The organism is Pedococcus dokdonensis (assembly GCF_900104525.1).
GTDB lineage: Bacteria > Actinomycetota > Actinomycetes > Actinomycetales > Dermatophilaceae > Pedococcus > Pedococcus dokdonensis.
In genome coordinates, this window is record NZ_LT629711.1 from 2,088,599 (window position 1) to 2,114,511 (window position 25,913).

Consider the following 25,913-nt stretch of genomic DNA (forward strand, 5'->3'; position numbering starts at 1 on the left):
GAACCCTAGCCAGTGGACGGGCGCACGTGGACCACGTCACCGGCGGCGACCGGATACTCCGTGCCCGCGCTGGCGACCACGAGCCGACCCTCGTCGTCGACGCCGACGGCGCGCACCCGGCGCACCTCGCCACCGGCCACGTGTAGCTCCACCTCGCGCCCCACGGTGAGGCAGGCGCTGCGGTATGCCGCGTGCACCCGGGAGCGGTCGGCGCCAGTGCCACTGAGCGCGGCGTGCCAGCGCGCGAGGTGGGTGAGCACGGCGACCACGAGGCGCTCGCGGCTGACGTCGGGCGCCCCGGCGAGCCGCAGCGACGTGGCGGTGTCGACGGGCAGCTCGGCACGGTCCTGGTCGACGTTGACACCGAGACCGACCACGATCCCGGTGGGCTGGAGCTCGCACAGGATGCCGCAGACCTTGCGCTCGGCGTCGGCGGGCAGGAGCACGTCGTTGGGCCACTTGAGGCCGGCCTCGACCCCGGCCACCTCGGCGAGGGCGTCGCGGACCGCGAGACCCGTGGCCAACGGCATCCAGGCGCGGCCCTGGTCGGGCGCCGGCACGAGCACCGAGAGCGTCACCGAGGTGTGCGCCGGGGTGTCCCAGACCCGCCCGAGCCGGCCACGACCGGCCTGCTGGTGGTCCGTGACCACCACCCGCCACGGCTCGGCGAGGCGCGCCGCCTCGAGGTTGGTGGAGCCGAGCTCCGGGTGGACGTCGACCCCCGTCCACGGCTGGCCCGGCGTGACCAACGCCTCGTGCAATGCCTCACGGTCGAGCGATTCGCGCATGCGGGCAAGGCTAGGCTCGCCGGCATGGCGCAGACCACCGATCCCGTCGCCGATCCGCTCTCCGTGGGCGGCACCGACGTCCCCGATCCCGACTCCGGCATCGACATCCACTCGACCGCGGGCAAGCTGGCCGACCTCAAGCGTCGCGTCGCCGAGGTCGCCCACGCGGGGTCGGAGCGCGCCGTCGAGAAGCAGCACGCGCGGGGCAAGAAGACCGCCCGCGAGCGGCTCGAGCTGCTGCTCGACGAGGGGTCGTTCGTCGAGATGGACAAGTACGCGCGGCACCGCTCCACGGCGTTCGGGCAGGAGGCCAACCGCCCCTACGGCGACGGCGTGGTCACCGGCTACGGCACCGTCGACGGGCGCACCGTCGCGGTCTTCGCGCAGGACTTCACCGTCTTCGGCGGGTCGCTGGGCGAGGTGTTCGGCGAGAAGATCTGCAAGGTCATGGACTTCGCCATGAAGGTCGGCTGCCCCGTCGTCGGCCTCAACGACTCCGGTGGCGCCCGCATCCAGGAGGGCGTGGTCTCGCTCGGCCTCTACGGCGAGATCTTCCGCCGCAACGTCCACGCGTCCGGGGTGATCCCGCAGATCTCGCTGATCATGGGGCCCTGCGCCGGTGGTGCGGTCTACTCCCCCGCCGTCACCGACTTCACCGTGATGGTCGACCAGACCTCCCACATGTTCATCACCGGCCCCGAGGTCATCAAGACCGTGACCGGTGAGGACGTGTCGTTCGAGGACCTCGGCGGCGCACGGGCGCACAACACCAAGTCCGGTGTCGCCCACTACATGGGCTCCGACGAGCAGGACGCCATCGACTACGTCAAGGAGCTGCTCTCCTACCTGCCGTCCAACAACCTCGAGGAGCCACCGTCGTTCGCCGACGACTCCGAGCTCCCGTCGCTCGAGGTGACCGACGAGGACCGCGAGCTGGACACGCTCATCCCGGACAGCGCCAACCAGCCCTACGACATGAAGGTCGTGATCGAGCACGTCGTCGACGACGGCGAGTTCCTCGAGGTGCAACCGCTGTTCGCCCCCAACATCGTCGTCGGCTACGGGCGGGTCGAGGGCCGCTCCGTCGGGGTCGTCGCCAACCAGCCGATGCAGTTCGCCGGCACCCTCGACATCGACGCCTCCGAGAAGGCGGCCCGGTTCGTGCGCACCTGCGACGCGTTCAACATCCCGGTGCTCACCTTCGTCGACGTGCCCGGCTTCCTGCCCGGCACCGACCAGGAGTGGGACGGCATCATCCGCCGCGGCGCCAAGCTCATCTACGCCTACGCCGAGGCAACCGTCCCGCTGGTCACCGTGATCACCCGCAAGGCCTACGGCGGCGCGTACGACGTGATGGGGTCCAAGCACCTCGGGGCCGACATCAACCTGGCCTGGCCGACCGCCCAGATCGCGGTGATGGGTGCACAGGGCGCGGTGAACATCCTCTACCGCCGCCAGCTCGCGGCCGCCGCCGACGCCGGCGAGAACGTCGACGAGGCCCGGGCCCGGTTCATCGCCGAGTACGAGGACACCCTGGCCAACCCCTACATCGCGGCCGAGCGCGGCTACGTCGACACCGTCATCACCCCGTCGAACACGCGCATGAACGTCACCAAGGCGCTGCGGGCGCTGCGCACCAAGCGCGAGACCCTCCCGCCCAAGAAGCACGGGAACATCCCACTGTGACCTCGTCGCAGGCTCCGAGCTCAGGGGCACCCGCCCCGGTGACCTCCTCGCAGGCTCCGAGCTCAGGGGGACCCGGCCCGGTGACCTCCTCGCAGGCTCCGAGCTCAGGGGGACCCGGCCCGGTGAGCACGGACGGCCCTTCGACGGACCGACCGCTGCGGCTGGTCCGTGGCGACGCGACGCCCGAGGAGGTGGCCGCGGTCCTGGCGGTGCTGACCGCGGTCTCGGGCGGCAGCGCCGAGCCGGCCCCGCGGCATACCTCCCAGTGGGCGTCGCGCGAGCGGGCGGTGCGCCGCCCCCTCAGCCCCGGCCCCGGCGCCTGGCAGTCCTCCGCCTGGCGCTGACCCCCGCCCCCCCCGTCGCTATCTCATGCAAAAGGCGAGTTAGCGCCGCACCTGGCACGGATCCTCCCCGCCCCCCGTCGCTATCTCATACAAAAGGCGAGTCAGCGCCGCACTTGGCACGGGTCCTCCCGCTCCCCCGTCATGCCACGAGGCCGCGCCACGGGAAGTGACGACGCCATGAGTCGTCGAGCACCGACGGCACCGGTAGGCCGTGCGAGGTCAGCTGCGCGTGCAGTGTCGCCACGGTCGCGCCCGGCGTCTCGAAAAGGTCCTCGGCCCGCAGGACGATCACGGTCCACCCGCGTCGCACCAGGTCTGCACGGCGAGCCTCGTCGAGCAGCTTCTGCTCGGGATCCTCGTGCCAACGTCCGTCGTACTCGATCGCGATTCGCAGGTCTGGGAACGAGAGATCGAGGCGATATCGCACCGTGCCGTCAGGCCGCCGCAGGGCATGGTTCACCTCCGGCTCGGGCAGTCCAGCCAGCACCATGAGCAGGCGCATCCGGGTTTCGGTGCTGGAGTCGACCCTGTCCCGGCACAGCAGCGCCGCCTGCCGCGCCAGCCGTCGCCCCTGCCCCGGGTACCGGTCAGTCGCGGTCAGGAGGTCGGTCTGGGTGGTGACCCGTCGGCGCACCAGCTGGTCCGCGCAGGCGGTGAGCTCGACGAGGTCCAGCGGTCGCGCGAGGTGCAGAACGGTTTGCTCCGGACTGGTCACGGGAAGCCCATGCCTTCGCACGTCCTTGGCGAACTCATCGTTGAACCGGTGCACCTTGATGCCAGGCAGCGCGCAGGAAACGGCCCGGTTGAAAGCCACGTGCACGTTGGGGTCGTCGGGGACCGCGCCGCCCCAGAGCTTCGCGGCGGTGTGGTGGCTGAAGACGGCATCCGACGGCAGGATCCGCAGGGCCGCTCGGCACGTGACCACGAGCGTGTCCGGGATCGCCGACGAGATGTAGACGTTGGGGAACACCTTCCGGAACGACGGCCCCCGCAGGGCGCGATCGCTGAGGCCGGCGGCGCGCGCCTCGGCATGGATGAAGGGCTGTGACACGTCCAGGGCGGAAGGCATCCACCCACTGTGCCGCCGCCGATGGGCGCGCCGAACCTTGTCCACAGCTTGTATGCCGTGGCGCGGCAAGAGCGGCGCTAACTCGCCTTTTGCATGAGTTAGCGACAGGAGCGGGAGGCCCGCGCGGCGCTAACTCGCCTTTTGCATGAGATAGCGACAGGAGCGGGAGGACCGCGCGGCGCTAACTCGCCTTTTGCATGAGATAGCGACAGGGGCGGGTCAGTCGAGCTCGGTGCCGGCGGCGCGGCGGCGGGCCACGGTGTCGCGCAGCTCGGCGGCCTCGACCTCGACCAGGCAACCGGCGGCGAGCACGCGGTCGGCGGCCTCGAGGTCGCCCATGAAGGCGCGGAACGTCTCCGGAACGGTGATCTCGTGGTCGGGCCGTGACACCACCTCGATCGCGTCAGCGGGCCGCACCGTGCCGCCGGTCACGACGGACAGGTAGGCGCCAGTACGCCCCACCTCGGTGAACCGCTTGATCCATCCCCGCTCCCCCATCCGCGCCGCGAACGTCGCGCACGGGATGCGCGGCCCGCACACCTCCAGCACGACCTCGTCCCCGACCGCCCAGCGCTCCCCCACGAGCGCCCCGTCGACGTCGAACCCGGCGGTGGTGAGGTTCTCGCCGAACATGCCGTGCGGCAGCTCGCGACCCAGCCGCTCGCCCCACCAGTCGAGCTCCTCGCGGGCGAACGCGTAGACCGCCTGGTAGTCGCCGCCGTGGTGCCGGGTGTCCCCCAGGAAGTCGCCCTCGACGCCACTGCCGAGTCCGCCCCGCTTCGGACCGGGGGCGCGAAGGACGGCCGACTCGACCGGGCGCTTGGCGATCCCGGTCACGCCGACCTTCTTGGCCGTGCTGGGCTCGGCGCGACCGATGTTGAGCGACAGCAGGTGGGCTCCCATGGGACCAGCCTAGGGAGGCAGCGCAAGGACTTTTGGACGGCATGGCCAGCCGTCACCGGGCGAGCCGTCGTCAGCCGTCACCGGGCGAGCCGTCGTCAGGGCGCTGGGGTACCTTCGCCACCGTGAGCACCGAGACCAGCGCCGTCCGACCCGCGACCGACATCGACCGGATCGCCGACGACTACCTCACCAAGCTCGCCGAGCTCAGCCCCATCGCCGCCACCTACTTCGGCATCCCCGGCCACGACGAGGAGCTCGACGACTTCTCGCCCGCCGGCCACGAGGCGCACGCCGAGCTGCGGGCCGAGACCCTGGCCGCACTGGACCGGGCCACCCCTGTCGACGACATCGACCGGGTCACCCTCGCGGCGATGCGCGAGCGCCTCGGGCTGGAGGACGAGACCCACCGCGCGGGACTCGACGAGATGGCCCTCAACGTCATCGCGTCGCCGTTGCAGTCGATCCGCGGCTGCTTCGACCTGATGCCCACGGCCACCGACGAGGACTGGGGCACCCTCAGCCGCCGGCTCGAGCGCGTGCCGGACGCGCTCGCCGGGTGGAAGGTCAGCCTGCTGTCAGCGTCGGCCAAGGGCAACATCGCGCCGCGGCGCCAGGTCGAGGCCTGCATCGCGCAGTGCGCCGACCTCGTCACCGACGACGGCTACTTCGCGACGCTGGTCGCCGAGGCCCGGCTCGCCGCCGATGGCGGTCCGGGTGAGCTCGCGGACGCCACCAGGGAGACCCTGACGGCGGCGGCAGAGGGAGCCCGCTCCGCCTACGCCGAGCTGGGCGGCTGGCTCAGGGAGCACCTGCTCGACGACGCTCCCGTGGAGGACGCCTGTGGAGCCGAGCGCTACGCGCTGCTGTCCCGGGCCTTCCTGGGGGCCGAGGTCGACCTCGCCGAGACCTATGCCTGGGGCCAGGAGGAGGTCGCCCGCATCACCGCCGAGATGGAGGCGGTCGCCGACCAGATCAAGCCCGGCAGCACGGTGCAGGAGGCGATCGCCGCCCTCAACGCCGACCCGGCCTACCAGCTGCACGGCACCGACGAGCTCAAGGCGTGGATGCAGGAGCGGGCCGACGAGGCGATCGCAGAGCTGGCCGACACCCACTTCGACATCCCCGACCCCGTGCGCACCATCGAGTGCCTGATCGCCCCCACGCAGACCGGCGGCATCTACTACACGCCTCCCTCGGAGGACTTCTCCCGCCCGGGTCGGATGTGGTGGGCGGTCCCCAAGGGCGTCACCGAGTTCGGCACCTGGAAGGAGCTCACCACCGTCTACCACGAGGGCGTGCCGGGCCATCACCTCCAGATCGCCCAGACCGTGTTCCGGTCGGACCAGCTCAACAACTGGCGTCGCATGGTCGCCTGGACCTCGGGCCAGGGTGAGGGCTGGGCCCTCTACGCCGAGCGGCTCATGGACGAGCTCGGCTACATGGACGACCCCGGCAACAAGATGGGCCTGCTCGACAGCCAGTCCCTGCGGGCCGCCCGCGTGGTCATCGACATCGGCGTGCACTGCGGGTTCGAGGCGCCGGCCGAGGTGGGTGGCGGCCCGTGGACCTACGACAAGGCGTGGCAGTACCTCACCTCCCACGCCAACCAGGACGAGGCGTGGCTGCGCTTCGAGCTCGACCGCTACCTCGGTTGGCCCGGGCAGGCGCCGTCCTACAAGATCGGCGAGCGACTCTGGATGCAGCTGCGCGACCAGGTGGCCGAGCGCGAGGGAGCGACCTTCTCGCTCAAGGACTTCCACCGCCGCTCCCTCGACATCGGCGGGGTCGGCCTCGACACCCTGCGGGCCGCCGTGCTGGGCGAGCTGTCCGGCGACGTCGCCTGACCTGACGAGACGGGTCGTCCTGGGTCGGCCCCAGCCTGACAGGATGGGTGCGTGGGAACAGCCGGCGCGATCGTCGCCATCATCGGGACCGTCATCGTCGTCGCGGGATTCGCGCAGCGGTTGCGGGTGGCCGCACCGTTGGCGTTGCTCGTCGTGGGGGTGGCGGCCAGCTACGTGCCCTGGTTCGACAACCCCGAGCTGAGCTCGGAGGTCGTCCTCGTCGGTCTCCTGCCACCGTTGTTGTATGCCGCGGCGATCCGCACGTCGCTGGTCGACTTCCGGGCCAACCTGTTCCCGATCCTCGGCCTGTCGGTGGGACTGGTGCTGTTCACCGCAGCGGGCGTCGGGCTGGTCAGCTACTGGATCCTGGGCGTGCCCTTCGCGGTCGCCTTCGCCCTGGGCGCGATAGTCGCACCCCCGGATGCCGTGGCCGCCACCGCCGTCGCCCGCCGGATCGGCCTGCCACGGCGGATCGTGACGATCCTCGAGGGCGAGTCGCTGGTCAACGACGCCACTGCCCTGGTTTCCCTGCGCACCGCCATCGCCGCCTTCCCCCTGGCGGCGGCCGCGGTCGGCGGGCACACCGACAAGGTGACCCTGGGATCGGTCGCCCTCGACTTCACCCGCGCCGTCGTGCTCGGGGTGGGCTTCGGGGTCGTCGTCGGCCTGGTCATCGCCTACGTGCGGCGCAAGGTCACCGAGTCGGCGATCGACACCTCGATCTCGTTCATCGTGCCCTACCTGGCCTACCTGCCCGCCGAGAAGCTGCACGGGTCGGGGGTGCTGGCCGTCGTCGTGGCCGGGCTGCTGCTCGGGCACAAGTCGCCGATCGTGCAGAACGCCTCGTCGCGGGTCAGCGAGCGGATCAACTGGAGCACCATCCAGTTCATCCTCGAGAACGTCGTGTTCCTCATGCTCGGCCTGCAGATGCGGCGACTCGTCTCCGACGCCAGCGAGACCGGCCCCGGCTGGGGCACGATCGTGGCCACCTGCCTGGCCGTGCTCGCGACCGTGATCATCCTGCGGCCGATCTGGGTCTTCCCGTTCAAGTGGGTGCAGCACCGGTTCATGGAGGGTGAGGGCAAGTTCCACCCCAAGGCTGCCGCGGTCATCTCGTGGGCCGGCATGCGCGGCGTCGTCACCCTCGCCGCCGCCTTCGCACTGCCGGCCGAGACCCCGCAGCGCTCGACCCTGGTCCTCGCAGCCATGGCCGTCACGGTCGCCACCCTCCTCCTGCAGGGCCTGTCCCTCCCCTGGCTGGCCAAGACCCTCGGCGTGCGGGGTCCCGACCCCCGCGAGGACGCCCTCCAGGAGGCGACCATCCTGCAGTCGTCCGTGGCCGCCGGGCTCAAGGCCCTGGAAGAGCACGACGACGTCGACGGCGAGATCATCGAGACGCTGCGAAGCCGCGCCGAGAACCGCACCAACATCGTCTGGGAGCGGCTCGGGCAGGGTCGGGCCGACGCGGTGGAGACGCCGAGCGCGACCTACCGTCGGGTGCGGATGATCATGCTCGACGCGGAGCGCACCGAGCTGTTGCGGATCCGCGACGCCGGCACCGTCGACCAGGAGGTCCTGGGCCACGTCTTCGCCCAGCTCGACATCGAGGAGTCGATGCTCGACCGCATCGAGGAGCGCTCCGACGAGCTCCGCGAGGACCCCTTGCTGCCGCCCGAGCGGGCCGAGGACGAGTGCGAGCACCTGGCGTCGCACCACGACCGGTTCGTCGCCCCGACCAGTCCGCACGGTTGTGAGGAGTGCCTGCGCGACGGCACCACCTGGGTGCACCTGCGGCTCTGCCTCGACTGCGGGCACGTGGGGTGCTGCGACTCCTCGCCGCAGAAGCACGCGTCCGCGCACTTCCGCGAGGACCGCCACCCGGTGATGCGCAGCTTCGAGCCGGGCGAGTCGTGGCGCTGGTGCTTCGTCGACGAGCAGCTCGGCTGAGCCGCCCCCGGGGTGCCGGGGTCGGTAGCCTCGCCTCGTGACCCACCTCGTCCTCGCCTCCGCCTCCCCCGCCCGTCGCAAGCTGCTCGTCGCCGCCGGTCTCGAGCCCAGCATCGTCGTCAGCTCGGTGGACGAGCCGGCCGTGACCGCGGCCGCCCAGGAGACGTATGGCGAGCTGGTCGCCGAGGACGTCGCACTGGTGCTCGCGCGGGCCAAGGCCGAGGACGTCGCCGACCAGATCGACGACGCCGTGGTGATCGGCTGCGACTCGGTCCTCGACCTCGACGGGCAGATCCACGGCAAGCCGTCGTCCGCAGCCGAGGCGATCTCGCGGTGGAGCCGGATGCGGGGCCGCTCCGGCGTGCTGCACACCGGGCACTGGGTGGTCGACACCCGGGCCGAGGCCGATGGCGGCACCGGCGCCACCCTCGGCGCGACCGCGTCGACGACGGTGCACTTCGCCAAGCTGACCGACGACGAGATCGAGGCCTACGTCGCGACCGGCGAGCCGCTGCGGGTGGCGGGCGCGTTCACCCTCGACGGGCTGGGTGGTCCGTTCGTCACCGGCATCGAGGGCGACCCCAGCAACGTCGTCGGCCTGTCACTCCCCCTGCTGCGCGAGCTGCTCTCGGAGCTCGGGCTGGCCTGGCACGACCTGCGCACGTCGGCGCACCGGGGCGCGCAGGGGCGCCGCGACACCTGACCCACGCGGCGCACCGACGTGCTGAGCGGACCCGAGGCCGCGCCGGCTGCGCTGAGGGGCGCAACCCGTCGGCGGCCACTGCACGTCGCAGCTCCGCGGCGTGCTCGGAGTCAGACCGGCGGGATGTCGCGGCGCTTGGTCGCGAAGTGCCGCTCGCGCGCCTTGGCGTAGCGCAGCCGGAGCAACAGCTCCGCGCGCAGCGCGTCGGCCTCGATGACCTGGTCGAGGACGAGGTCGGCGGCGAGCCGCTCGAGGTCGACGTCCTCCTCGTACTCGCGCCGCATGTCCTGGACGAACTGCTCCCGCTCGGCCGGGTCGTCGATGGCGGCGATCTTGTTGGCGTAGACCGCGTTGACGGCCGCCTCCGGTCCCATCACCGCGATCCGCGCGGTCGGCAGGGCGATCGTGGCGTCCGGCCCGAAACCGGGGCCGCCCATCGCATAGAGCCCGGCGCCATACGCCTTGCGGACGATCACGCAGAACTGCGGCACCGTCGCGGACGACACGGCCGAGACCATCTTGGCGCCGTGCCGGATGATGCCGCCGCGCTCGACCTCGGAGCCGATCATGAAGCCCGGCACGTCGGCGAGGTAGACCAGCGGGATCGAGTAGGCGTCGCACAGCCAGATGAACCGCGCGGCCTTGTCGGCGCTGTCCGTGAAGAGCACGCCGCCCTTGACCGCGGAGTTGTTCGCGACGATGCCGACCGTCTCACCCGACATCCGGCCGAAGCCGATCACCAGCTCGGGCGCGAAGAGGGGCTTGATCTCGAAGAACGACTCGTCGTCGACGAGCCCGTCGATGACCTCGTGGATGTCGAACGGCTGGCTCTCCCGCTCGGGCACGGTGTGCCGGGTCAGCGGGGTGGACGGCTCCTCGGGCGCGTAGCTCGGCAGCTCGGAGCGCCACGAGGTCGGCAGGTAGGAGAAGTAGAGCCGGGCCATCTCGATGGCCTCGGCGTCGTCGGAGACGAGCAGGTCGCCGACCCCGGACACGGTGCAGTGCATCCGCGCGCCGCCCATGTCCTCGAGCGAGACCTTCTCCCCCACCACCATCTCCGCCATGCGCGGGCTGCCGAGGTACATCGACGCGTTGCCCTCGACCATGATGATCAGGTCGGTGAACGACGGGATGTAGGCGCCACCCGCGGCGCTCGGACCGAACAGGCAGCAGATCTGCGGCACCTTGCCGGACAGCGCGACCTGGTTGTGGAAGATCCGGCCCGCGCCGCGACGCCCGGGGAACATCTCGACCTGGTCGGTGATCCGCGCACCTGCGGAGTCGACGAACCAGAAGACCGGCAGCTCCTCGCGCAGCGCGAGCTCGGTGGCCCGGACGATCTTCTCGACGGTGCGCGACCCCCACGACCCCGCCTTGACGGTGGGGTCGTTGGCGATGACGACCGCGGGCCGGCCGTCGACCGTGCCGCGGCCGGTGACGACACCGTCCGCCGGCAGCCCGGTGGCCATCGCGTTGGCGTAGCGGCCGTCCTCGACGAAGCTCCCCTCGTCGAACAGCAGCGCGATGCGCTCACGCACATAGAGCTTGCCCTGGTCGTCGAGCTTCGCCTGCGCCTTCTCGGGCGCCGAGGCCGAGGCCCGGTATGCCGTCGCGAGCCGCTCGCGGACGTCCGTCACCTTGGGGTCGGTGCCGCCGTCGGCGCCGACCGCGAAGGGGCTGGGCTCGGGCTGGTCCGGTGCAGTGGTGGTCACCCCGACACCCTCTCGCACGTCGGTGGGCTCGGCACTCATGCGGTGGGCAGGCCGAGGTGTCGGGCGATGACCATGCGCTGCACCTCGGAGGTGCCCTCGCCGATCTCGAGGATCTTGGCGTCGCGGTAGAAGCGGGCCACGGGGTACTCCTCCATGAACCCGTTGCCCCCGAAGACCTGGGTGGCGATGCGGGTCGCGGTCACCGCCGCCTCGGTCGAGTAGAGCTTGCAGATCGCGGCGGCCTGCTTGACCTCCTGGACCGAGCGACGGCCGTGCTCGAGCTCGTCCTTGAGCCACGCCGCCTTGTAGGTCAGCTGGCGCGAGGCCTCGACCATGACCGCGAGGTCGGCGATCTGGAACGACACGCCCTGGTTGACGCCGATCGGCTTGCCGAACGCCTTGCGGGTCTTGGCGTACTCGGTGGTCTCCTCGAGCATCCGCTGGCTCATGCCGACGGCGAGCGCGGAGATCGCGATGCGACCGTCGTCGAGGGTCTTGAGGAACTGCTTGAAGCCCTCGCCCTCCTTGCCGAGCAGGTGGTCGGCGGGGACGTGGACGTTCTCGAAGGTCAGGCCGTGGGTGTCGGAGGCGTGCCAACCGAGCTTGTCGTAGGCCGGCTCGACGGTGAATCCCGGTGTGCCGGAAGGGATCATGATCGCGCTGAGCTGGGCGGACCCGTCGTCGTTCGTGCCGGTGCGGGCGGTGACCGTGACCACCGAGGTGATGTCGGTGCCGGAGTTGGTGATGAACGCCTTGGCGCCGTTGACGACCCACTCGTCACCCTCGCGGACCGCCTTGGTGCGGGTGGCGCCGGCGTCGGAACCGGCGTCGGGCTCGGTCAGCCCGAAACCGGCCAGGGCGCGACCGGCCACCAGGTCGGGCAGGAAGCGCTCCTTCTGCTCCTGTGAGCCGTACGTGAGGATCGGGTTGATGCCCAGGCCGACACCCGCCGAGAGCGTGATGCCGATCGACTGGTCGACCCGACCGAGCTCCTCGATCGCGACGCAGAGCGAGGTGAAGTCGCCGTCGTCGCCCATGCCGCCGAACTCCTCCGGCACGACCAGCCCGAACAGCCCGAGGTCACCCATCTTGGGCACCAGGTCGGTCGGGAAGTGGTGGTCCTTGTCCCACTTGGCGATGTGCGGGGCGACCTCCGCCTCGGCGAACTCCCGGACGACCTTCCGGAAGTCCTCGTGCTCCTCGCTCAGCTCGAACATCGCTTCTCCTTGGTGGTGCGCTCCGAGGGTCGCCCGGCCACGCGGCATACAGGGTTGTGGTGCTTGACGTTGACGTAAACGTAAAGCAATACTCGCGGGTATGCCAACCCCCGTAGCCACCGACCTCGATCGGACCTGGACGATCCGGGAGATCGCGGACGAGTTCGCCGTCACGCACCGCACGGTGCGGCACTACGAGGACCTCGGGCTGATCACCCCGGAGCGACGCGGCACGACGCGCGTCTACCACCGCCGGGACCGGACCCGGCTGGCGCTGATCCTGCGCGGCAAGCGGCTGGGCTTCCCGCTCGAGGAGATCCGCACGATCATCGACCTCTACGACCGGCCCCGCGGACGCGCCAGCCAGCTCGAGTACGTGCTGGGACAGATCGACGAGCGCCGGACCGACCTCGAGCAGCGGCGCCGCGACCTCGAGGACGCCATCACCGAGCTCGCCGAGTTCGAGCGCCGTTGCCGGGCCGACCTCGCCCGGCTCTCCTGAGGCGCCCCGCTCGGTCCTGACCGCTCCCCTCCCCGCGAGCCCCGCGGGGACCTAGGCTCGCGGCATGGCCAGCCAGAGCGTGCTCTTCATCGGTGGCACCGGCGTGATCAGCTCGGCCTGCGTGGCCGAGTCGGTCGAGCGGGGGCTCGACGTCACCATCCTCAACCGTGGCACCAGCACCACCCACCCGCCGCACCCGGACGCCGAGGCGCTGGTGGCGGACGTCCGCGACGCAGGCGCGGTGCGGGACGCCCTGGCCGGGCGCGAGTTCGACGTCGTGGTGGACTTCCTGTCGTTCACGCCCGACCAGGTGCAGCAGCAGCTCGACGAGCTCGGCGCCCGCACCGGCCAGTACGTCTTCATCAGCTCGGCCTCGGCCTACCAGACCCCGCCCTCGCGCCTCCCCGTCACCGAGTCGACCCCTCTGCGCAACCCGTTCTGGCAGTACTCCCGCGACAAGATCGCGTGCGAGGACCTGCTCGTGCGCGCCTACCGCGAGGATGCCCTGCCGATGACGATCGTGCGCCCGTCGCACACCTACGACCACACGCTTGCGCCGTTCGGGGGCCGGTGGACCGTCGTCGAGCGGATGCGGCAGGGCAAGGAGGTGCTCGTGCACGGCGACGGCACGTCCCTGTGGACCATCACCCACCACACCGACTTCGCGCGGGCCTTCGTCGGCCTGCTCGGGCGGCGCGAGGCGATCGGCGAGGCCTTCCACATCACCGGTGACGAGGCTCCCAGCTGGAACCGCATCTACACCGACATCGCCGAGGCGGCCGGCGTCGAGCCGAGGTTGGTGCACGTGCCGTCCGACGCGGTCGCCGCTGCCGACGAGGAGCTCGGCGCCAGCCTGCTCGGCGACAAGGCGCACACCATGCTGTTCGACAACAGCAAGATCAAGGCACTGGTGCCCGGGTGGCAGGCCGTCGTGCCGTTCCGCCAGGGCGCCCGCGAGATCGTCGAGTGGCACGACGCCGACCCGGCCCGCAAGGTCGTCGACGCGCGGCTCGACGCGCTCCACGACCGGCTCATCGCGGCCCACCGCGTCTGACCCGCACAGGAGCGTCGGCTAGGTTCGCCGGCGTGGACTGGGACGAGCTGCGCACCCGGATCGTCACGGCCCCGGGCGACGTGGCGCTGGGTGCCCCTGCCCTCACGGTCGCCCTGGTCGCCGCGGTCCTGGCGCTCACGGTCCCGCCCGTCTGGCAGGTCCTGCGCCTGGCCGTGACGCTGGTGCACGAGCTCGGGCACGCCCTGGTCGGGCTGGCCGTGGGGCGACGCTTCACCGGGTTCGTCCTGCGTGGCGACATGTCCGGGCACGCGGTCACGGTCGGCCCGGCGCGCGGCCCCGGCCGGGTCGTCACCACCTGGGCCGGCTACCCGGCGCCCGCCGTCGTCGGCGCGGGCCTGGTCTGGACGGCCGGGCGCGGCTGGGCCGCCCCGGTGCTCACCGTCGTCCTGGTGGTCTGGCTCGTCGTCCTCGTGCGGGTCCGGTCCCTGCTCACCGCCCTGGTCATGCTCGTCGCGATCGCCCTGACCGGCGCGCTGTGGTGGTGGCGAGACGACTCGGTGCAGGCCCAGGTGCTGGTCGCCACCGGCATCGTCCTGCTCGTCGGGGCCTGGCGGCACCTCGGCGCGGTGATGGGGTCCCGCACCCGCGGGAGCGACCCGGCCGTGCTGGCCTCCCTGACCCCGCTGCCTCGGGCGGTGTGGACGGGCTCGTTCGTGCTCGTCTGCGCGGCCGCCTCGGCGCTCGCCGCGGTCGAGGTCGCCGCCGGCTGGCGCTAGCTGCGAGACCGCAGGAACTCGTCGATCTCGGCCGCGGTCGGCGCAGTGGCCGGCCCCTTGCGCGTCACCTTGATCGCACCGGCGGCGTTGGCCCGTTGCGCGGCTGTCTCCCAGTCGTCACCCGCGGCGCGGCAGGCCACCAGCACCCCGGTGTGCGTGTCCCCCGCCCCGTTGGTGTCGACCGGCTCCTGCGGGTAGCCCGGCAGGTAGGCCGCCTCGCCCGGGTTGCCCGAGTCGCCCGCCTCGCCCTGCACGAGGACCCAACAGCCCTTCGGCCCGTCCCGCACGATCGACACCGCTCCCGGGCCCAGCCGCCCCGCGACCGCCACGGTCGCCGCCGCGGGATCGGTCAGTCCGGTGAGCGCGGCCGCCTCGTCGGCGTTGCTGGTCCAGACACGGGTGCGCGCCAGCACCCGCTCGCGCAGGTCGTCGGAGAGGTCGGCGAACGCTGCGCCCGGGTCGAGCACCACCACCACGTCGGGGTCGAGGCCGTCCAACCACTGCACCAACGGGTCGCGGGTCAGCCCGACCAGCGAGAACCCGCTCACGCACACGAGGTCGCCCGCCGAGGGCGCCGAGGTCTGGAGCGACTCGACGCTGATCCGGCGCTCCGCTCCCTGGGTCGTGACGAAGGTCCGCTCGGCACTCGGCTCGACCATGACGAAGCAGATCCCGGTGTCGAGACCGGGCACCGCCGGACTGCTCACGTGCACACCCTCGACGGCCAGCGCAGCCCGCACCAGGTCGCCGTTCGGACCGGTGCCCACGGCTCCCGCCAGGACCGCGTCGGCGCCCGACCGCGCGGCTGCCACGAGGATGTTCACGGCTCCCCCGGCATACCGCGCGTAGGACCGCGCGACCGCGTTGCCTCCCCGGGCCGGCAGGGCATCGACCTCGACCACCTCGTCGACGAGTGCCTGCGCGGTGTGGATGATCCGCGGCCCGCGCGGCTCCGCCTCGTGGGTGGTCATGCTGACGGAGTATGCCGCGTGGCCACCTGCCGCGCCCGCCACGCGCGACTCCCGGGTGCCCGTGCAATGCTGCGAGACATGGCGACCCCTCCCACGACGACCCTGCTGATCCTCGGCGCCGGAGGTGACCTCACCCACCGCTTGCTGCTGCCGGGGCTGGCCAGCCTGTTGGCGGTCGAGCCGGAGCGGGTGGTCCGTGTCGTGGGTGCCGATCGCGTCGACATCTCGGCGGCCGACTGGAAGGCGCGGGTGAAGGACTCCTTCGCTGCGGCCAAGCCGGCCGCCAGGGTGACGTCGGCGATCACGAGGCACACGGCATACGTCCGCACGGACCTGCTCGACGAAGCGGCCCTGCGCGCCCTCGTCGGGGGGTGTGGCGACGGACCCCTCGTCATCTTCTTCGCACTGCCACCGCAGGTGACGATGAAGGTCTGCGCGCTGTTGCAGCACGTCGCCCTGCCCGACACGACCCGGCTCGCGCTCGAGAAGCCGTTCGGCACCGACCACCAGTCGGCGGTCGACTTCAACACGCTGCTGCACAAGGTGGTCGCCGAGGAGGACATCTTCCGGATCGACCACTTCCTCGGTGTTGCAACGGTTTTCAACCTCGTGGGCCTGCGGTTCGCCAACCGCCTGCTGGCCCCGGTCTGGAGCGCCGAGCACATCGAACGGGTCGAGATCGTCTACGACGAGGACCTCGCGCTGGAGGGTCGGGCCGGCTACTACGACGGGGCGGGGGCGCTCAAGGACATGCTCCAGAGCCACCTGCTGCAGGTGCTCGCACTGTTCGCGATGGAGTCGATCGCCGCCCTCGACGCGCGGGAGCTCCAGGACCAGAAGGCCCAGGTGCTGCGCGCGACCAGGGTCTGGGGCGGGTCGCCCAAGCGCTCGTCGCGGCGCGCCCGCTACACCGCGGGCACGATCGGCCGTCGCAAGGTGCCGGACTACGTGCAGGAGGAGGGCGTCGACCCGAAGCGCTGCACCGAGACGCTGGCCGAGGTGACGCTCGAGGTGGCGAACAGTCGCTGGGCGGGGGTGCCGTTCGTCCTGCGCAGCGGCAAGGCGCTGGGCACACCGCGCAAGCAGATCGTCGCGCACTTCCGCGACGTGCCGCACCTGCCCACCGGCTTCGTCGGCGGCTCGGACGGCGACCTCCTCACCATCGACCTCAAGCCCGGCGCCGTGTCTCTCACGCTGACGATGAACGCCGAGGGTGACCCGATCGACCTCGAGCAGAAGACCCTCACCGCCACACTGGCGGCACCACGGATGCAGCCCTACGGCGAGGTGCTCGCGCAGATCCTCGACGGCAGCCAGCTGCTCACCGTGCGTGGTGATGCCGCGGAGGAGTGCTGGCGGGTGATGGCACCGGTCATCAAGGCCTGGGCCGATGGGCGAGTTCCGTTGGAGGAGTATGCCGCCGGGTCCGACGGCCTCACGCCCTGACCAGTTGTGTGCCTGAGCGCGCGTCATGGACCGCGCTCAGGCACACAACTGGGGTCAGACGCGGGTGCGGACCGAGTAGAGCTCGGGGAAGAAGGTGAGGTCGAGCGCCCGGCGCAGGAAGTCGACGCCCGACGAGCCGCCGGTGCCCTTCTTGTGGCCGATCGTGCGGGTCACCACCTGCAGGTGCCGGAACCGCCACTGCTGGAAGTTGTCCTCGAGGTCGACGAGCTCCTCACAGGTCTCGTAGACGCCCCAGTGCTCGACCGGGCTGGCATAGACGGCGGCGAAGGTGTCCACCAGCTCGGCGTTCTCCCGGTAGGGCTGGGTGAGGTCGCGCTCCAGCACCTCGGCGGGGATGGCATAGCCGCGCCGCGACAGGTAGCGCAGGAACTCGTCGTAGAGGCTCGGCTCCTCGAGCAGCTGCGCCAGCATCGAGCGGGCCGCCTCGTCGTGGTCGTGGACCTTGACCATGTCGGCGTTCTTGTTGCCCAGCAGGAACTCGACGGCGCGGTACTGCCAGGACTGGAACCCCGAGCTGGTCGCGAGGAACGGGCGGATCTCGGCGTACTCGCTCGGCGTCAGGGTCGCGAGCACCGACCACTGCTCGGTGAGGATCTCCTGGATCCGCTTGACCCGGGCGAGTCTCTTCAGCGCCGGCGCGAGCTCGTCGGAGGACAGCAGCGAGCGGGCCGAACGCAGCTCGTGCAGCATCAGCTTGAGCCACAGCTCCGAGGTCTGGTGCTGCACGATGAAGAGCAGCTCGTCATGCTGCTCCGGCTGGCTGCGCGGGTGCTGCGCCGACAACAGCTGGTCGAGCCCGAGGTAGTCGCCGTAGGACATCGCCGCGGAGAAGTCGCGCTGGACACCCTCCTCGATCTGCCGGACCGCCCGGGCCTCCTGCTCGTCGCTCATGCCGCACACCCTAGGGGGGTGGGTCAGTTGAACTGCACGGGGTCAGGGCCGGTGCGCGCTCCGCGGTCCAGCGGCGTGATGGCGGCGAGGTCGTCGTCGTCGAGGCGGAAGCCGAAGACGTCGAAGTTCTCGGCGATCCGGCTGGGGGTGACCGACTTGGGGATGACCACGTTGCCGACGTCGAGGTGCCACCGCAGGATCGCCTGGGCCGGGGTGACGCCGTGCTTGTCGGCGATGCCGCGGATGACGTCGTCGTCGAGCACGTCGCCCCCGGACGCCAGCGGGCTCCACGCCTCGGTCAGCACGCCGTGCGCCGCGTGGAACTCGCGCAGCTCGGCCTGCTGGAGGTAGGGGTGCAGCTCCACCTGGTTGATCGCGGGCAGCTCCCCGGTCTCGTCGCCGAGCCGCTGCAGGTGCTCGACCTCGAAGTTGCACACCCCGACGGCGCGCACCCTCCCGTCGTCCCGCAGCTTGAGCAGCGCCTTCCAGGTGTCGACGTACTTGTCGCGGGCGGGGGTCGGCCAGTGGATGAGGAACAGGTCGAGGACGTCGAGCCCGAGCCGCTGCATGGACGCGTCGAACGCAGTGAGGGTCGAGTCGAAGCCGTGGTCGTCGTTCCACACCTTGGTGGTGACGAACAGCTCGTCGCGGGCCAGGTCGGACGCCGCGATGGCCCGACCGACGCCCTCCTCGTTGCCGTAGAGGCGGGCGGTGTCGATGCTGCGGTAGCCCACCTCCAGGGCCGTCGCGACGGCCGCGTCGACCTCGTCGTCGGGCACCTGCCAGACACCGAACCCGAGCTGGGGGATGTCGATGGTGCCGCTGCCGGTGGAGAGCTGGAGGTTCGGGACGGAGGTCATGAGATCGACTGTATGCCGCCCCGGCGGCGGCTTCCTGACGAGCCGTCACCGGCCGTCCTGGGTGGGGACGGGGGCGCCGCCCGGTGTCACCGAGGCCACACCGGGTGGGTGGGGGTGCCGTCGCGGAAACGGGCTAGGCTCCGGCGCATGGCGCCCAACTCCGAGACGACGACGAAGCCGATCTCCAAGGTCCTCATTGCCAACCGGGGCGAGATCGCCGTCCGGATCGCCCGCGCGTGCGCCGACAGCGGCATCGGCTCGGTCGCCGTCTACGCCGACCCGGACCGTGACGCCCTGCACGTCAAGGTCGCCGACGAGGCCTACGCCCTCGGCGGCACCACCCCCGGCGACTCCTACCTCGTCCAGGAGAAGCTGCTCGATGTCGCCCGCAAGTCCGGCGCCGACGCGGTCCACCCCGGCTACGGCTTCCTCGCCGAGAACGCCTCGTTCGCCCAGGCCGTCATCGACGCGGGGCTGACCTGGATCGGCCCCTCACCCGAGGCCATCGACTCCCTCGGCGACAAGGTCAAGGCCCGGCACATCGCCGCGCGCGCCGACGCTCCACTGGTGCCGGGCACGCCCGACCCGGTGCAGGACTCCGACGAGATCGTCGCGTTCGCCAAGGAGCACGGGCTCCCGGTGGCGATCAAGGCGGCCTACGGCGGCGGGGGCCGCGGGCTCAAGGTGGCCCGCACCATCGAGGAGATCCCCGAGCTGTTCGACTCCGCCACCCGCGAGGCCGTCGCCGCGTTCGGCCGCGGCGAGTGCTTCGTCGAGCGCTACCTCGACCAGCCGCGGCACGTCGAGACCCAGTGCCTCGCCGACACCCACGGCAACGTCGTCGTCGTGTCGACCCGTGACTGCTCTCTGCAGCGCCGCCACCAGAAGCTCGTCGAGGAGGCGCCCGCGCCGTTCCTGTCCGACGAGCAGAACGCCGAGCTGCGCCGCGCCTCCAAGGCGATCCTGGCCGAGGCCGGGTACACCGGCGCCGGCACCTGCGAGTTCCTGGTCGGCCAGGACGGGACCATCTCCTTCCTCGAGGTCAACACCCGGCTCCAGGTCGAGCACCCGGTGACCGAGGAGGTCACCGGCATCGACCTGGTCCGCGAGCAGTTCCGCATCGCGAACGGCGAGGCGCTTGGCTACGACGACCCCGCTCCGGTGGGGCACTCGTTCGAGTTCCGGATCAACGGCGAGGACGCCGGTCGCGGCTTCCTGCCCGCCCCCGGCGTCGTGTCCGTGTTCGAGCCGCCGTCCGGGCCGGGCGTCCGGCTCGACTCGGGCGTCGTCGCCGGTGACGTCATCGGCGGCGCCTTCGACTCGATGCTGGCCAAGCTCATCGTCACCGGTCGCGACCGGCACCAGGCGCTCGAACGGTCGCGGCGGGCGCTGGCGGAGTTCGTCGTCGACGGCATGCCGACGGTGCTGCCGTTCCACCGCGTGATCGTGTCCGACCCGGCCTTCGCGCCCGAGGGTGACCAGCCGTTCTCGGTGCACACCCGCTGGATCGAGACCGAGTTCGACAACCAGATCGAGCCCTACTCCGGCGTGGTCGCCGAGGCGCCGGAAGCGGCCGGTGAGCGACAGAGCGTGGTCGTCGAGGTCGGCGGCAAGCGGCTCGAGGTCGTGCTGCCCGGCGGTCTGTCTCTCGGCGGCGGGAGCAGCGCCGCGAAGAAGAAGGCCCCGCGCCGCTCGGGTGGGGCCAAGTCCGGCGCCGCCGCCTCGGGTGACTCGCTGACCGCTCCCATGCAGGGCACCATCGTCAAGGTCGCCGTCGAGGAGGGTCAGGAGGTCGCCGCCGGCGAGCTCGTCGTCGTCCTCGAGGCGATGAAGATGGAGCAGCCGATCAACGCCCACAAGGCCGGCACGATCAGCAGCCTGGTCGCCGAGGTGGGCCAGACGGTCACCAACGGCGCGGTCATCGCCGAGATCAAGGACTGACCCCGGCCACTGCACGCAGGACGGCGGCGCCGCCTCCCAGCAGGGAGACGGCGCCGCCGCCGTGTACCGCGTGGTCGCGTCGCCGCGACCGACCGGTCGCTCAGCGACCGAAGGGCGGCAGCTCCTTGGTGCCCTCGTCGCCGGACTCCCCCTCGGCACCCGGCTCGGGGCGCTGGCTCGGGTCGAGCGGGCCCCCGGGCTGACCCGGCTGCTGCGGCTCACCCGGCGTCAGCGGGCCGTCGCTCGATCCCGGCTGCGGGTCGTTCGTGCCCGGCAGCGGGTTGGGAGCGGGAGTGGGCTCGGGCGTGGTGGGGGCCGGCTCGTCCCAGCTGGGCCGGTCGGGCGCCGGCTCCGAGGGCACCGGGTCGGCGGTCGGGTCGGACGGGATCGGGTCGCCCGGCGCCGGCACCGGCTCGGGCGCCGGGGCGGGGACGGGCTCAGGCTCGGGCGCGGGCTCAGGATCGGGTGCCGGGGCGGGCTCGGGCTCGGGTGCCGGGGCGGGCTCGGGTGCCGGGGCGGGCTCGGGCTCGGGTGCCGGGGCGGGCTCGGGTGCCGGGGCGGGCTCGGGCTCCGGGGCGGGCTCAGGCGTGGGCGCCGGGGCAGGCTCGTCCTGCGGGATCCCCAGCTGGTCTCGCAGCGCGTCGGCGCCCCGGTCGATCTGGTCGGAGTACTTGCCCCCGGTCTGCTTGTCGATCACGTCCTCGACCTTGTCGAGGGCCGAGTCCGCCTGCTGCGGGTTGCCCTTGATGAAGTCCTTCGCCTTGTCGAGCCAGCCAGCCATGATTCGCCTTCCGTCGGGAAGCTCGGGTCTGCGCGCAGGCCGCACGCTCAGCGTGGACATTACCCACCACGAGGTGGGAAATCCCCCGCAACGACCCGACTTCTGGCCACCCATGAAGGGTGCAGCGCCCGAATCCGGCCGCACACCCGGCACCAGTGGCCAGAGGTGCGCGCGAGTGGCGGGTCAGTCGCGCTGGTGCAGCTGGCGGGCGGCTTCGGCCACCGAGCCGGACAGCGACGGGTAGACCGTGAACGTGCCGGCCAGCTGGTCGACGGTCAGGCCGTGCTGCACCGCCAGGGTCACCGGGTAGATCAGCTCGGACGCCCGCGGCGCCACGACCACACCGCCGACGACCGTGCCACCGCCCTTGCGGGCGAACAGCTTCACGAACCCGTCGGTGATCCCCTGCATCTTCGCGCGGGGGTTCGTCGCGAGCGGCAGCATCACCGCGGTGGCGTCGACGGTGCCCTCGTCGAGGTCCTTCTGCGAGAACCCCACGGTGGCGATCTCGGGGTCGGTGAAGATGTTCGCCGACACCGCACGCAGGTTGAGGGGTGCCACGGCGTCACCGAGCGCGTGCGCCATCGCGATCCGCCCCTGCATGGCGGCCACGGACGCGAGGGGCAGGACCCCGGTGCAGTCGCCCGCGGCATACACACCGCGCACGGACGTGCGCGAGACCTTGTCGACGACGACGTGTCCGGAGTCCTTGACGGCGACACCGACGTCCTCGAGCCCGATGCCGGACGTCTGCGGTATGGAGCCCACGGCCAGCAGCGCGTGGCTCCCCTCGACCTCACGGCCGTCCTCGAGCCGGACCACGACGCCACTCTCGGTGCGCTCGACGGAGGCCATCCGGGAGCGCCCGAGGACGTCCATGCCGCGCTTGCGGAAGACGTCCTCGATGACGGTGGCGGCGTCGGCGTCCTCACCCGGGAGCACCCGGTCGCGCGAGGAGACGAGGGTGACCCGCGAGCCGAGGCCGAGGTAGGCCTGCGCCAGCTCGGCACCGGTGACGCCGGACCCGACGACGATCAGGTGGTCAGGCAGCTCGGCCAGCGAGTAGATCTGCTGCCAGGTGAGGATGCGCTCGCCGTCAGGCTGCGCGGTCGGCACCACGCGGGGGGTCGCCCCCGTGGCGATCAGGACGACGTCGGCGTCCAGCGTCTGCGTGCTGCCGTCGGCGAGGGTGGCCTCGACGGAGCCGGGACCCGAGCCCGCGAGCAGCCGACCGGTGCCGGCCAGCACCTCGACCCCGTCGGCGGCCAGGCGGGCACCGATGTCGCGGGACTGCGCGGCGGCGAGCGCCAGGATGCGCCGGTTCACCGCGGTGAGCTCGGCGACCGAGTCGGAGACCTCGTCGCCCTCGTGGTCCTCGAGGTGCACGCCGAGGTCGGACGCCGTCTCGAACTGGCTCATGAAGTCGGCGGTCGAGATCAGCGTCTTGGACGGCACGCAGTCGGTGAGCACCGCGGCCCCACCGACCCCGTCGCGGTCGACGACGGTGACCTTCGCACCCAGGTGGGCGGCGACCAGGGCGGCCTCGTAGCCACCGGGGCCACCACCGAGGATCACCACTGAGGACTGGGGCGCGTTCACGCGACCATCCAACCACCCCACCCCGGGGTGGAAGCGCCAGGCACCCGATCACCTGAAGGCAGCAGGAGCTCCGCCCGCCTGCGGAACTCCCGCTGCCGGACAGCAGGCGCTGCTGGGTATCACCGGCACCCGGCGCCCGCTCCCGAGATCACTCCGTACGACCCGACTGACCAGCCGGGACTCGAGCGGTGCCCGGTGTTGACGCTGCGGAGATACTGGCTTCCCGACTTCTTGTCGTAGCGGGTGGTGTCACGCCGTCGCTGGGCCGACGCAGGGTGGATAGTCTTTCGCCGTGAGCGAGCAGAGCAGCCCGTCCGTGGGCGTCCCCGACCTGTCCGACCCGGCGACCGACCCGTTCGCGGTCGCCGAGGCCGCCGCCGCGGTGATCGCCGAGCGCAGCGGCGCCGACCGCCACGACGTGGCCCTCGTCCTCGGCTCCGGCTGGGGCCAGACCGGCGACCTCATCGGCGAGACCCTCGCCACCATCGACAACGCCGACGTCCCCGGCTTCGGCAAGGCCGCGGTTGCCGGCCACAGCGGCATCATGCGGTCGGTCGCGATCGCCGACACCGGTCGCCGCGCCCTCGTCTACGGCACCCGCACGCACTTCTACGAGGGCAAGGGCGTCCGAGCCGTCGTGCACGCGGTGCGCACGGCCGCTGCCGCCGGGTGCCAGACCATCGTCCTGACCAACGGGTGCGGCGGCCTCAACCCGGCGTGGGGACCCGGCACCCCGGTGCTGATAGGCGACCACCTCAACCTCACCGCCGCCTCCCCCATCGAGGGCGCCAACTTCGTCGACCTCACCGACCTCTACTCGCCCCGGCTGCGCGAGGCTGCCCGTCGGGTCGATCCCGACCTCGACGAGGGCGTCTACGTGCAGTTCCGCGGCCCCCACTACGAGACCCCCGCCGAGGTGCGGATGGCCAAGGTGCTCGGCGGCGACCTGGTGGGGATGTCGACCACGCTCGAGGCGATCGCGGCCCGACAGGCCGGCCTGGAGGTGCTCGGCATCTCCCTGGTCACCAACCTCGCCGCGGGGATCAGTGACCAGCCGCTGTCGCACGAAGAGGTCATCGAGGCCGGCCAGGCCGCCGCGGAGCGGTGCGGGAAGCTCCTCGCCGCCGTCGTCGCCACCATCTGAAGCCAACCACCACCCGACCCGAGGAGCCCCGCCATGACGTATGCCGCGCGGCACGGCCGCGGAGCCGACTCACCCACGAGCCCCGAGGACTCCGCCCGCGAGCGGGCCCAGGAGCTCGTCGACGCGGCACAGGCGTGGGTGGACGACGACCCCGACCACGAGACCCGGGTCGAGCTCGGCGACGTCCTGGCTCGCGTCAAGCAGGGCGACCAGACGGCTGTGGACGACCTCGCCGACCGGTTCTCCGGGATGCTCGAGTTCGGGACCGCCGGGCTGCGCGGCGCCCTCGGCGCCGGTCCCAACCGGATGAACCGCTCCGTCGTGATCCGTGCGGCAGCCGGCCTCACGGCATACCTGCAGGCACGCAAGCCGCAGCCGTTCGTGGTGGTGGGCTTCGACGCCCGCCGCAACTCCGACGTGTTCGCCCGCGACACGGCTGCGGTGGTGGTCGGCGCGGGCGGGCGCGCCGCGATCCTGCCGGAGCCACTGCCGACGCCGGTGCTGGCCTACGCGATCCGGTTCCTCGGCGCCGATGCCGGGGTGATGGTGACCGCCAGCCACAACCCGCCCGAGGACAACGGCTACAAGGTCTACCTCGGCGACGGGTCGCAGATCGTGCCACCGTCGGATACCGACATCGCCACCCAGATCGCCCGGGTCAACGCCGTCGCCGACGTGCCGCTGGCCGAGGACGGCTGGGAGACGCTCGGCGACGACGTGCTCGCGGCCTACCTCGAGGACGTCGTGACGGTCGTGTCCGCCGACAGCGCCCGCGACGTCACCGTGGTGCACACGGCCCTGCACGGGGTGGGCTCCGAGACCGTCGCGAAGGCGTTCGTGCGCGCCGGGTATGCCGCCCCGATCCCGGTCGAGAGCCAGGCCCAGCCCGACCCGGCGTTCCCGACCGTGCACTTCCCGAACCCCGAGGAGCCGGGCGCGATGGACGCCGCCCTCGAGCTGGCCGAGCAGACCGGCCCCGACGTCGTGATCGCCAACGACCCCGACGCCGACCGCTGTGCCGTCGCGGTGCCCGGCCCGGGCGGGTGGCGGATGCTGCGTGGCGACGAGGTGGGCGCCCTGCTCGGTGCCCACATCCTGGCCCGCGGGGTGGCGGACGGCGACGTCTTCGCGAACTCGATCGTGTCGTCACGCCTGCTCGCCGCGATGGCGACCGCTGCGGGGGTGCCGCACGAGGAGACCCTGACCGGGTTCAAGTGGATCTCGCGCGTGGACGGGCTTCGCTACGGCTACGAGGAGGCGCTCGGCTACTGCGTCGACCCGCCCCACGTGCGTGACAAGGACGGCGTCAGCGCTGCCCTCGTGGTCGCCGAGATGACCGCCACCCTCAAGGCCGAGGGGCGCTCGCTCACCGACCTGCTCGACGACCTCGCCACCGCCCATGGGGTGCACGCCACCGACTCCTTCTCGGTGCGGGTTGCCGACCTGTCGCTGATCGGCACCGTGATGGCCCGGTTGCGTGACGTTCCCCCGACCGACGTGGCCGGCACCGCCGTCGCTCGCACCGATGACCTGTCGCAGGGCAGCGAGTCGCTCCCGCCGACGGACGGGCTGCGCTACTACCTCGCCGACGACTCGCGGATCATCGTGCGGCCGTCCGGCACCGAGCCCAAGCTCAAGGTCTACCTCGAGGTGATCGAGCCGGTGTCGGGTGACCTCGCCGCGGCCCGCAAGGCCGCCGCAGACCGGTTGGCGGCGATCCGCTCGGCCATGGAGGAGCTCACCGCCCTCTAGT

Annotated in this window: 22 protein-coding genes; 12 read left to right on the forward strand and 10 right to left on the reverse strand. The window is 71.8% G+C overall.

Annotated features, from left to right (window positions below):
- Nucleotides 1–5: 5 nt before the first annotated feature.
- Nucleotides 6–788 (reverse strand): biotin--[acetyl-CoA-carboxylase] ligase, encoded by a 783-nt coding sequence (locus tag BLQ34_RS09835; protein ID WP_091784697.1) that lies wholly within the window; start codon nt 786–788, stop codon nt 6–8.
- 24 nt (nt 789–812) lie between these two features.
- Here BLQ34_RS09835 and BLQ34_RS09840 point away from each other — a divergent pair, with 24 nt between their 5' ends.
- Nucleotides 813–2,474 carry an acyl-CoA carboxylase subunit beta gene (locus BLQ34_RS09840; protein ID WP_091784700.1) on the forward strand — a complete coding sequence of 554 codons (1,662 nt, stop codon included), beginning with the start codon at nt 813–815 and terminating at the stop codon, nt 2,472–2,474.
- Between the two features lie 122 nt (nt 2,475–2,596).
- Nucleotides 2,597–2,818, forward strand: coding sequence for an acyl-CoA carboxylase subunit epsilon (locus tag BLQ34_RS09845; RefSeq protein ID WP_091784703.1), 222 nt, complete (start codon nt 2,597–2,599; stop codon nt 2,816–2,818).
- 139 nt (nt 2,819–2,957) lie between these two features.
- On the opposite strand, the gene BLQ34_RS09850 is transcribed toward BLQ34_RS09845, so the two are convergent.
- Nucleotides 2,958–3,887 (reverse strand): DUF559 domain-containing protein, encoded by a 930-nt coding sequence (locus BLQ34_RS09850; RefSeq protein WP_091784706.1) that lies wholly within the window; start codon nt 3,885–3,887, stop codon nt 2,958–2,960.
- 219 nt (nt 3,888–4,106) lie between these two features.
- Nucleotides 4,107–4,790: an MOSC domain-containing protein gene (locus tag BLQ34_RS09855; RefSeq protein ID WP_091784709.1), complete on the reverse strand. Its 684-nt coding sequence runs from the start codon at nt 4,788–4,790 to the stop codon at nt 4,107–4,109.
- Between the two features lie 122 nt (nt 4,791–4,912).
- Here BLQ34_RS09855 and BLQ34_RS09860 point away from each other — a divergent pair, with 122 nt between their 5' ends.
- The 3 genes from BLQ34_RS09860 to BLQ34_RS09870 are packed head-to-tail and all read left to right on the forward strand — an operon-like array spanning nt 4,913 to nt 9,284.
- The gene (locus BLQ34_RS09860) at nt 4,913–6,634 is read left to right on the forward strand and encodes a DUF885 domain-containing protein (protein ID WP_231961012.1); all 1,722 of its coding nucleotides are present in this window, start codon (nt 4,913–4,915) and stop codon (nt 6,632–6,634) included.
- 51 nt (nt 6,635–6,685) lie between these two features.
- Nucleotides 6,686–8,581, forward strand: a complete 1,896-nt coding sequence (locus tag BLQ34_RS09865; protein WP_091784715.1) for a Na+/H+ antiporter — start codon at nt 6,686–6,688, stop codon at nt 8,579–8,581.
- Between the two features lie 37 nt (nt 8,582–8,618).
- A complete protein-coding gene (locus BLQ34_RS09870) occupies nt 8,619–9,284 on the forward strand; it encodes a Maf family protein (RefSeq protein ID WP_091784717.1) in 666 nt (221 codons plus the stop codon).
- Between the two features lie 110 nt (nt 9,285–9,394).
- Here the strand turns inward: BLQ34_RS09870 and BLQ34_RS09875 are convergent, their stop codons facing one another.
- Together BLQ34_RS09875 and BLQ34_RS09880 are read right to left on the reverse strand one after the other, a co-directional pair.
- Nucleotides 9,395–10,996 carry an acyl-CoA carboxylase subunit beta gene (locus BLQ34_RS09875; protein WP_407946358.1) on the reverse strand — a complete coding sequence of 534 codons (1,602 nt, stop codon included), beginning with the start codon at nt 10,994–10,996 and terminating at the stop codon, nt 9,395–9,397.
- A gap of 35 nt (nt 10,997–11,031) precedes the next feature.
- Entirely contained in the window at nt 11,032–12,213 is a 1,182-nt protein-coding gene (locus tag BLQ34_RS09880; RefSeq protein WP_091784722.1) for an acyl-CoA dehydrogenase family protein, read from the reverse strand.
- Between the two features lie 100 nt (nt 12,214–12,313).
- Here BLQ34_RS09880 and BLQ34_RS09885 point away from each other — a divergent pair, with 100 nt between their 5' ends.
- The 3 genes from BLQ34_RS09885 (at nt 12,314) to BLQ34_RS09895 (ending at nt 14,506) form a co-directional block, all read left to right on the forward strand.
- Entirely contained in the window at nt 12,314–12,715 is a 402-nt protein-coding gene (locus BLQ34_RS09885) for a MerR family transcriptional regulator (protein ID WP_091784725.1), read from the forward strand.
- Nucleotides 12,716–12,779: 64 nt separating this feature from the next.
- On the forward strand, nt 12,780–13,769 hold the full coding sequence (locus BLQ34_RS09890) for an SDR family oxidoreductase (RefSeq protein WP_091784728.1): 990 nt from the start codon (nt 12,780–12,782) through the stop codon (nt 13,767–13,769).
- A 32-nt stretch (nt 13,770–13,801) separates the two neighbouring features.
- Nucleotides 13,802–14,506, forward strand: coding sequence for a M50 family metallopeptidase (locus BLQ34_RS09895; protein WP_091784731.1), 705 nt, complete (start codon nt 13,802–13,804; stop codon nt 14,504–14,506).
- Here BLQ34_RS09895 and BLQ34_RS09900 read toward each other — a convergent pair.
- Nucleotides 14,503–15,477: a PfkB family carbohydrate kinase gene (locus BLQ34_RS09900; protein ID WP_091789751.1), complete on the reverse strand. Its 975-nt coding sequence runs from the start codon at nt 15,475–15,477 to the stop codon at nt 14,503–14,505. The genes BLQ34_RS09895 and BLQ34_RS09900 overlap by 4 nt on opposite strands.
- A gap of 78 nt (nt 15,478–15,555) precedes the next feature.
- On the opposite strand from BLQ34_RS09900, the gene BLQ34_RS09905 reads away from it, so the two are divergent.
- Nucleotides 15,556–16,923, forward strand: coding sequence for a glucose-6-phosphate dehydrogenase (locus tag BLQ34_RS09905; RefSeq protein WP_091789754.1), 1,368 nt, complete (start codon nt 15,556–15,558; stop codon nt 16,921–16,923).
- Between the two features lie 54 nt (nt 16,924–16,977).
- Here BLQ34_RS09905 and kynA read toward each other — a convergent pair whose 3' ends face one another.
- Complete coding sequence (gene kynA / locus BLQ34_RS09910) at nt 16,978–17,835, reverse strand: tryptophan 2,3-dioxygenase (protein ID WP_091784734.1); 858 nt, start codon at nt 17,833–17,835, stop codon at nt 16,978–16,980.
- Nucleotides 17,836–17,858: 23 nt separating this feature from the next.
- Complete coding sequence (locus BLQ34_RS09915) at nt 17,859–18,695, reverse strand: aldo/keto reductase (RefSeq protein ID WP_091784737.1); 837 nt, start codon at nt 18,693–18,695, stop codon at nt 17,859–17,861.
- Nucleotides 18,696–18,842: 147 nt separating this feature from the next.
- Between BLQ34_RS09915 and BLQ34_RS09920 the strand changes: the two genes are divergently transcribed.
- Nucleotides 18,843–20,636, forward strand: coding sequence for an acetyl/propionyl/methylcrotonyl-CoA carboxylase subunit alpha (locus tag BLQ34_RS09920; protein ID WP_091784739.1), 1,794 nt, complete (start codon nt 18,843–18,845; stop codon nt 20,634–20,636).
- 100 nt (nt 20,637–20,736) lie between these two features.
- Here the strand turns inward: BLQ34_RS09920 and BLQ34_RS09925 are convergent, their stop codons facing one another.
- Both BLQ34_RS09925 and BLQ34_RS09930 read right to left on the reverse strand, forming a co-directional pair.
- A complete protein-coding gene (locus tag BLQ34_RS09925; protein WP_157692982.1) occupies nt 20,737–21,417 on the reverse strand; it encodes an antitoxin in 681 nt (226 codons plus the stop codon).
- Nucleotides 21,418–21,600: 183 nt separating this feature from the next.
- On the reverse strand, nt 21,601–23,016 hold the full coding sequence (locus BLQ34_RS09930; RefSeq protein WP_231961013.1) for an NAD(P)H-quinone dehydrogenase: 1,416 nt from the start codon (nt 23,014–23,016) through the stop codon (nt 21,601–21,603).
- Between the two features lie 292 nt (nt 23,017–23,308).
- Here BLQ34_RS09930 and BLQ34_RS09935 point away from each other — a divergent pair, with 292 nt between their 5' ends.
- Nucleotides 23,309–24,160: a purine-nucleoside phosphorylase gene (locus BLQ34_RS09935; RefSeq protein ID WP_231961014.1), complete on the forward strand. Its 852-nt coding sequence runs from the start codon at nt 23,309–23,311 to the stop codon at nt 24,158–24,160.
- A 33-nt stretch (nt 24,161–24,193) separates the two neighbouring features.
- On the forward strand, nt 24,194–25,912 hold the full coding sequence (locus BLQ34_RS09940) for a phospho-sugar mutase (protein WP_091784747.1): 1,719 nt from the start codon (nt 24,194–24,196) through the stop codon (nt 25,910–25,912).
- The last annotated feature ends 1 nt before the right edge of the window (nt 25,913 follow it).

What these genes read in the sequence shown, in the direction of transcription:
- BLQ34_RS09925 (WP_157692982.1), bottom strand. Translation starts at nt 21,417, where the DNA reads ATGGCTGGCTGGCTCGACAAGGCGAAGGACTTCATCAAGGGCAACCCG.
- BLQ34_RS09940 (WP_091784747.1), top strand. Translation starts at nt 24,194, where the DNA reads ATGACGTATGCCGCGCGGCACGGCCGCGGAGCCGACTCACCCACGAGC.
- BLQ34_RS09915 (WP_091784737.1), bottom strand. Translation starts at nt 18,695, where the DNA reads ATGACCTCCGTCCCGAACCTCCAGCTCTCCACCGGCAGCGGCACCATC.
- BLQ34_RS09905 (WP_091789754.1), top strand. Translation starts at nt 15,556, where the DNA reads ATGGCGACCCCTCCCACGACGACCCTGCTGATCCTCGGCGCCGGAGGT.
- BLQ34_RS09900 (WP_091789751.1), bottom strand. Translation starts at nt 15,477, where the DNA reads ATGACCACCCACGAGGCGGAGCCGCGCGGGCCGCGGATCATCCACACC.
- BLQ34_RS09890 (WP_091784728.1), top strand. Translation starts at nt 12,780, where the DNA reads ATGGCCAGCCAGAGCGTGCTCTTCATCGGTGGCACCGGCGTGATCAGC.
- BLQ34_RS09855 (WP_091784709.1), bottom strand. Translation starts at nt 4,790, where the DNA reads ATGGGAGCCCACCTGCTGTCGCTCAACATCGGTCGCGCCGAGCCCAGC.
- BLQ34_RS09850 (WP_091784706.1), bottom strand. Translation starts at nt 3,887, where the DNA reads ATGCCTTCCGCCCTGGACGTGTCACAGCCCTTCATCCATGCCGAGGCG.
- BLQ34_RS09920 (WP_091784739.1), top strand. Translation starts at nt 18,843, where the DNA reads ATGGCGCCCAACTCCGAGACGACGACGAAGCCGATCTCCAAGGTCCTC.
- BLQ34_RS09885 (WP_091784725.1), top strand. Translation starts at nt 12,314, where the DNA reads ATGCCAACCCCCGTAGCCACCGACCTCGATCGGACCTGGACGATCCGG.
- BLQ34_RS09835 (WP_091784697.1), bottom strand. Translation starts at nt 788, where the DNA reads ATGCGCGAATCGCTCGACCGTGAGGCATTGCACGAGGCGTTGGTCACG.
- BLQ34_RS09880 (WP_091784722.1), bottom strand. Translation starts at nt 12,213, where the DNA reads ATGTTCGAGCTGAGCGAGGAGCACGAGGACTTCCGGAAGGTCGTCCGG.
- kynA (WP_091784734.1), bottom strand. Translation starts at nt 17,835, where the DNA reads ATGAGCGACGAGCAGGAGGCCCGGGCGGTCCGGCAGATCGAGGAGGGT.
- BLQ34_RS09840 (WP_091784700.1), top strand. Translation starts at nt 813, where the DNA reads ATGGCGCAGACCACCGATCCCGTCGCCGATCCGCTCTCCGTGGGCGGC.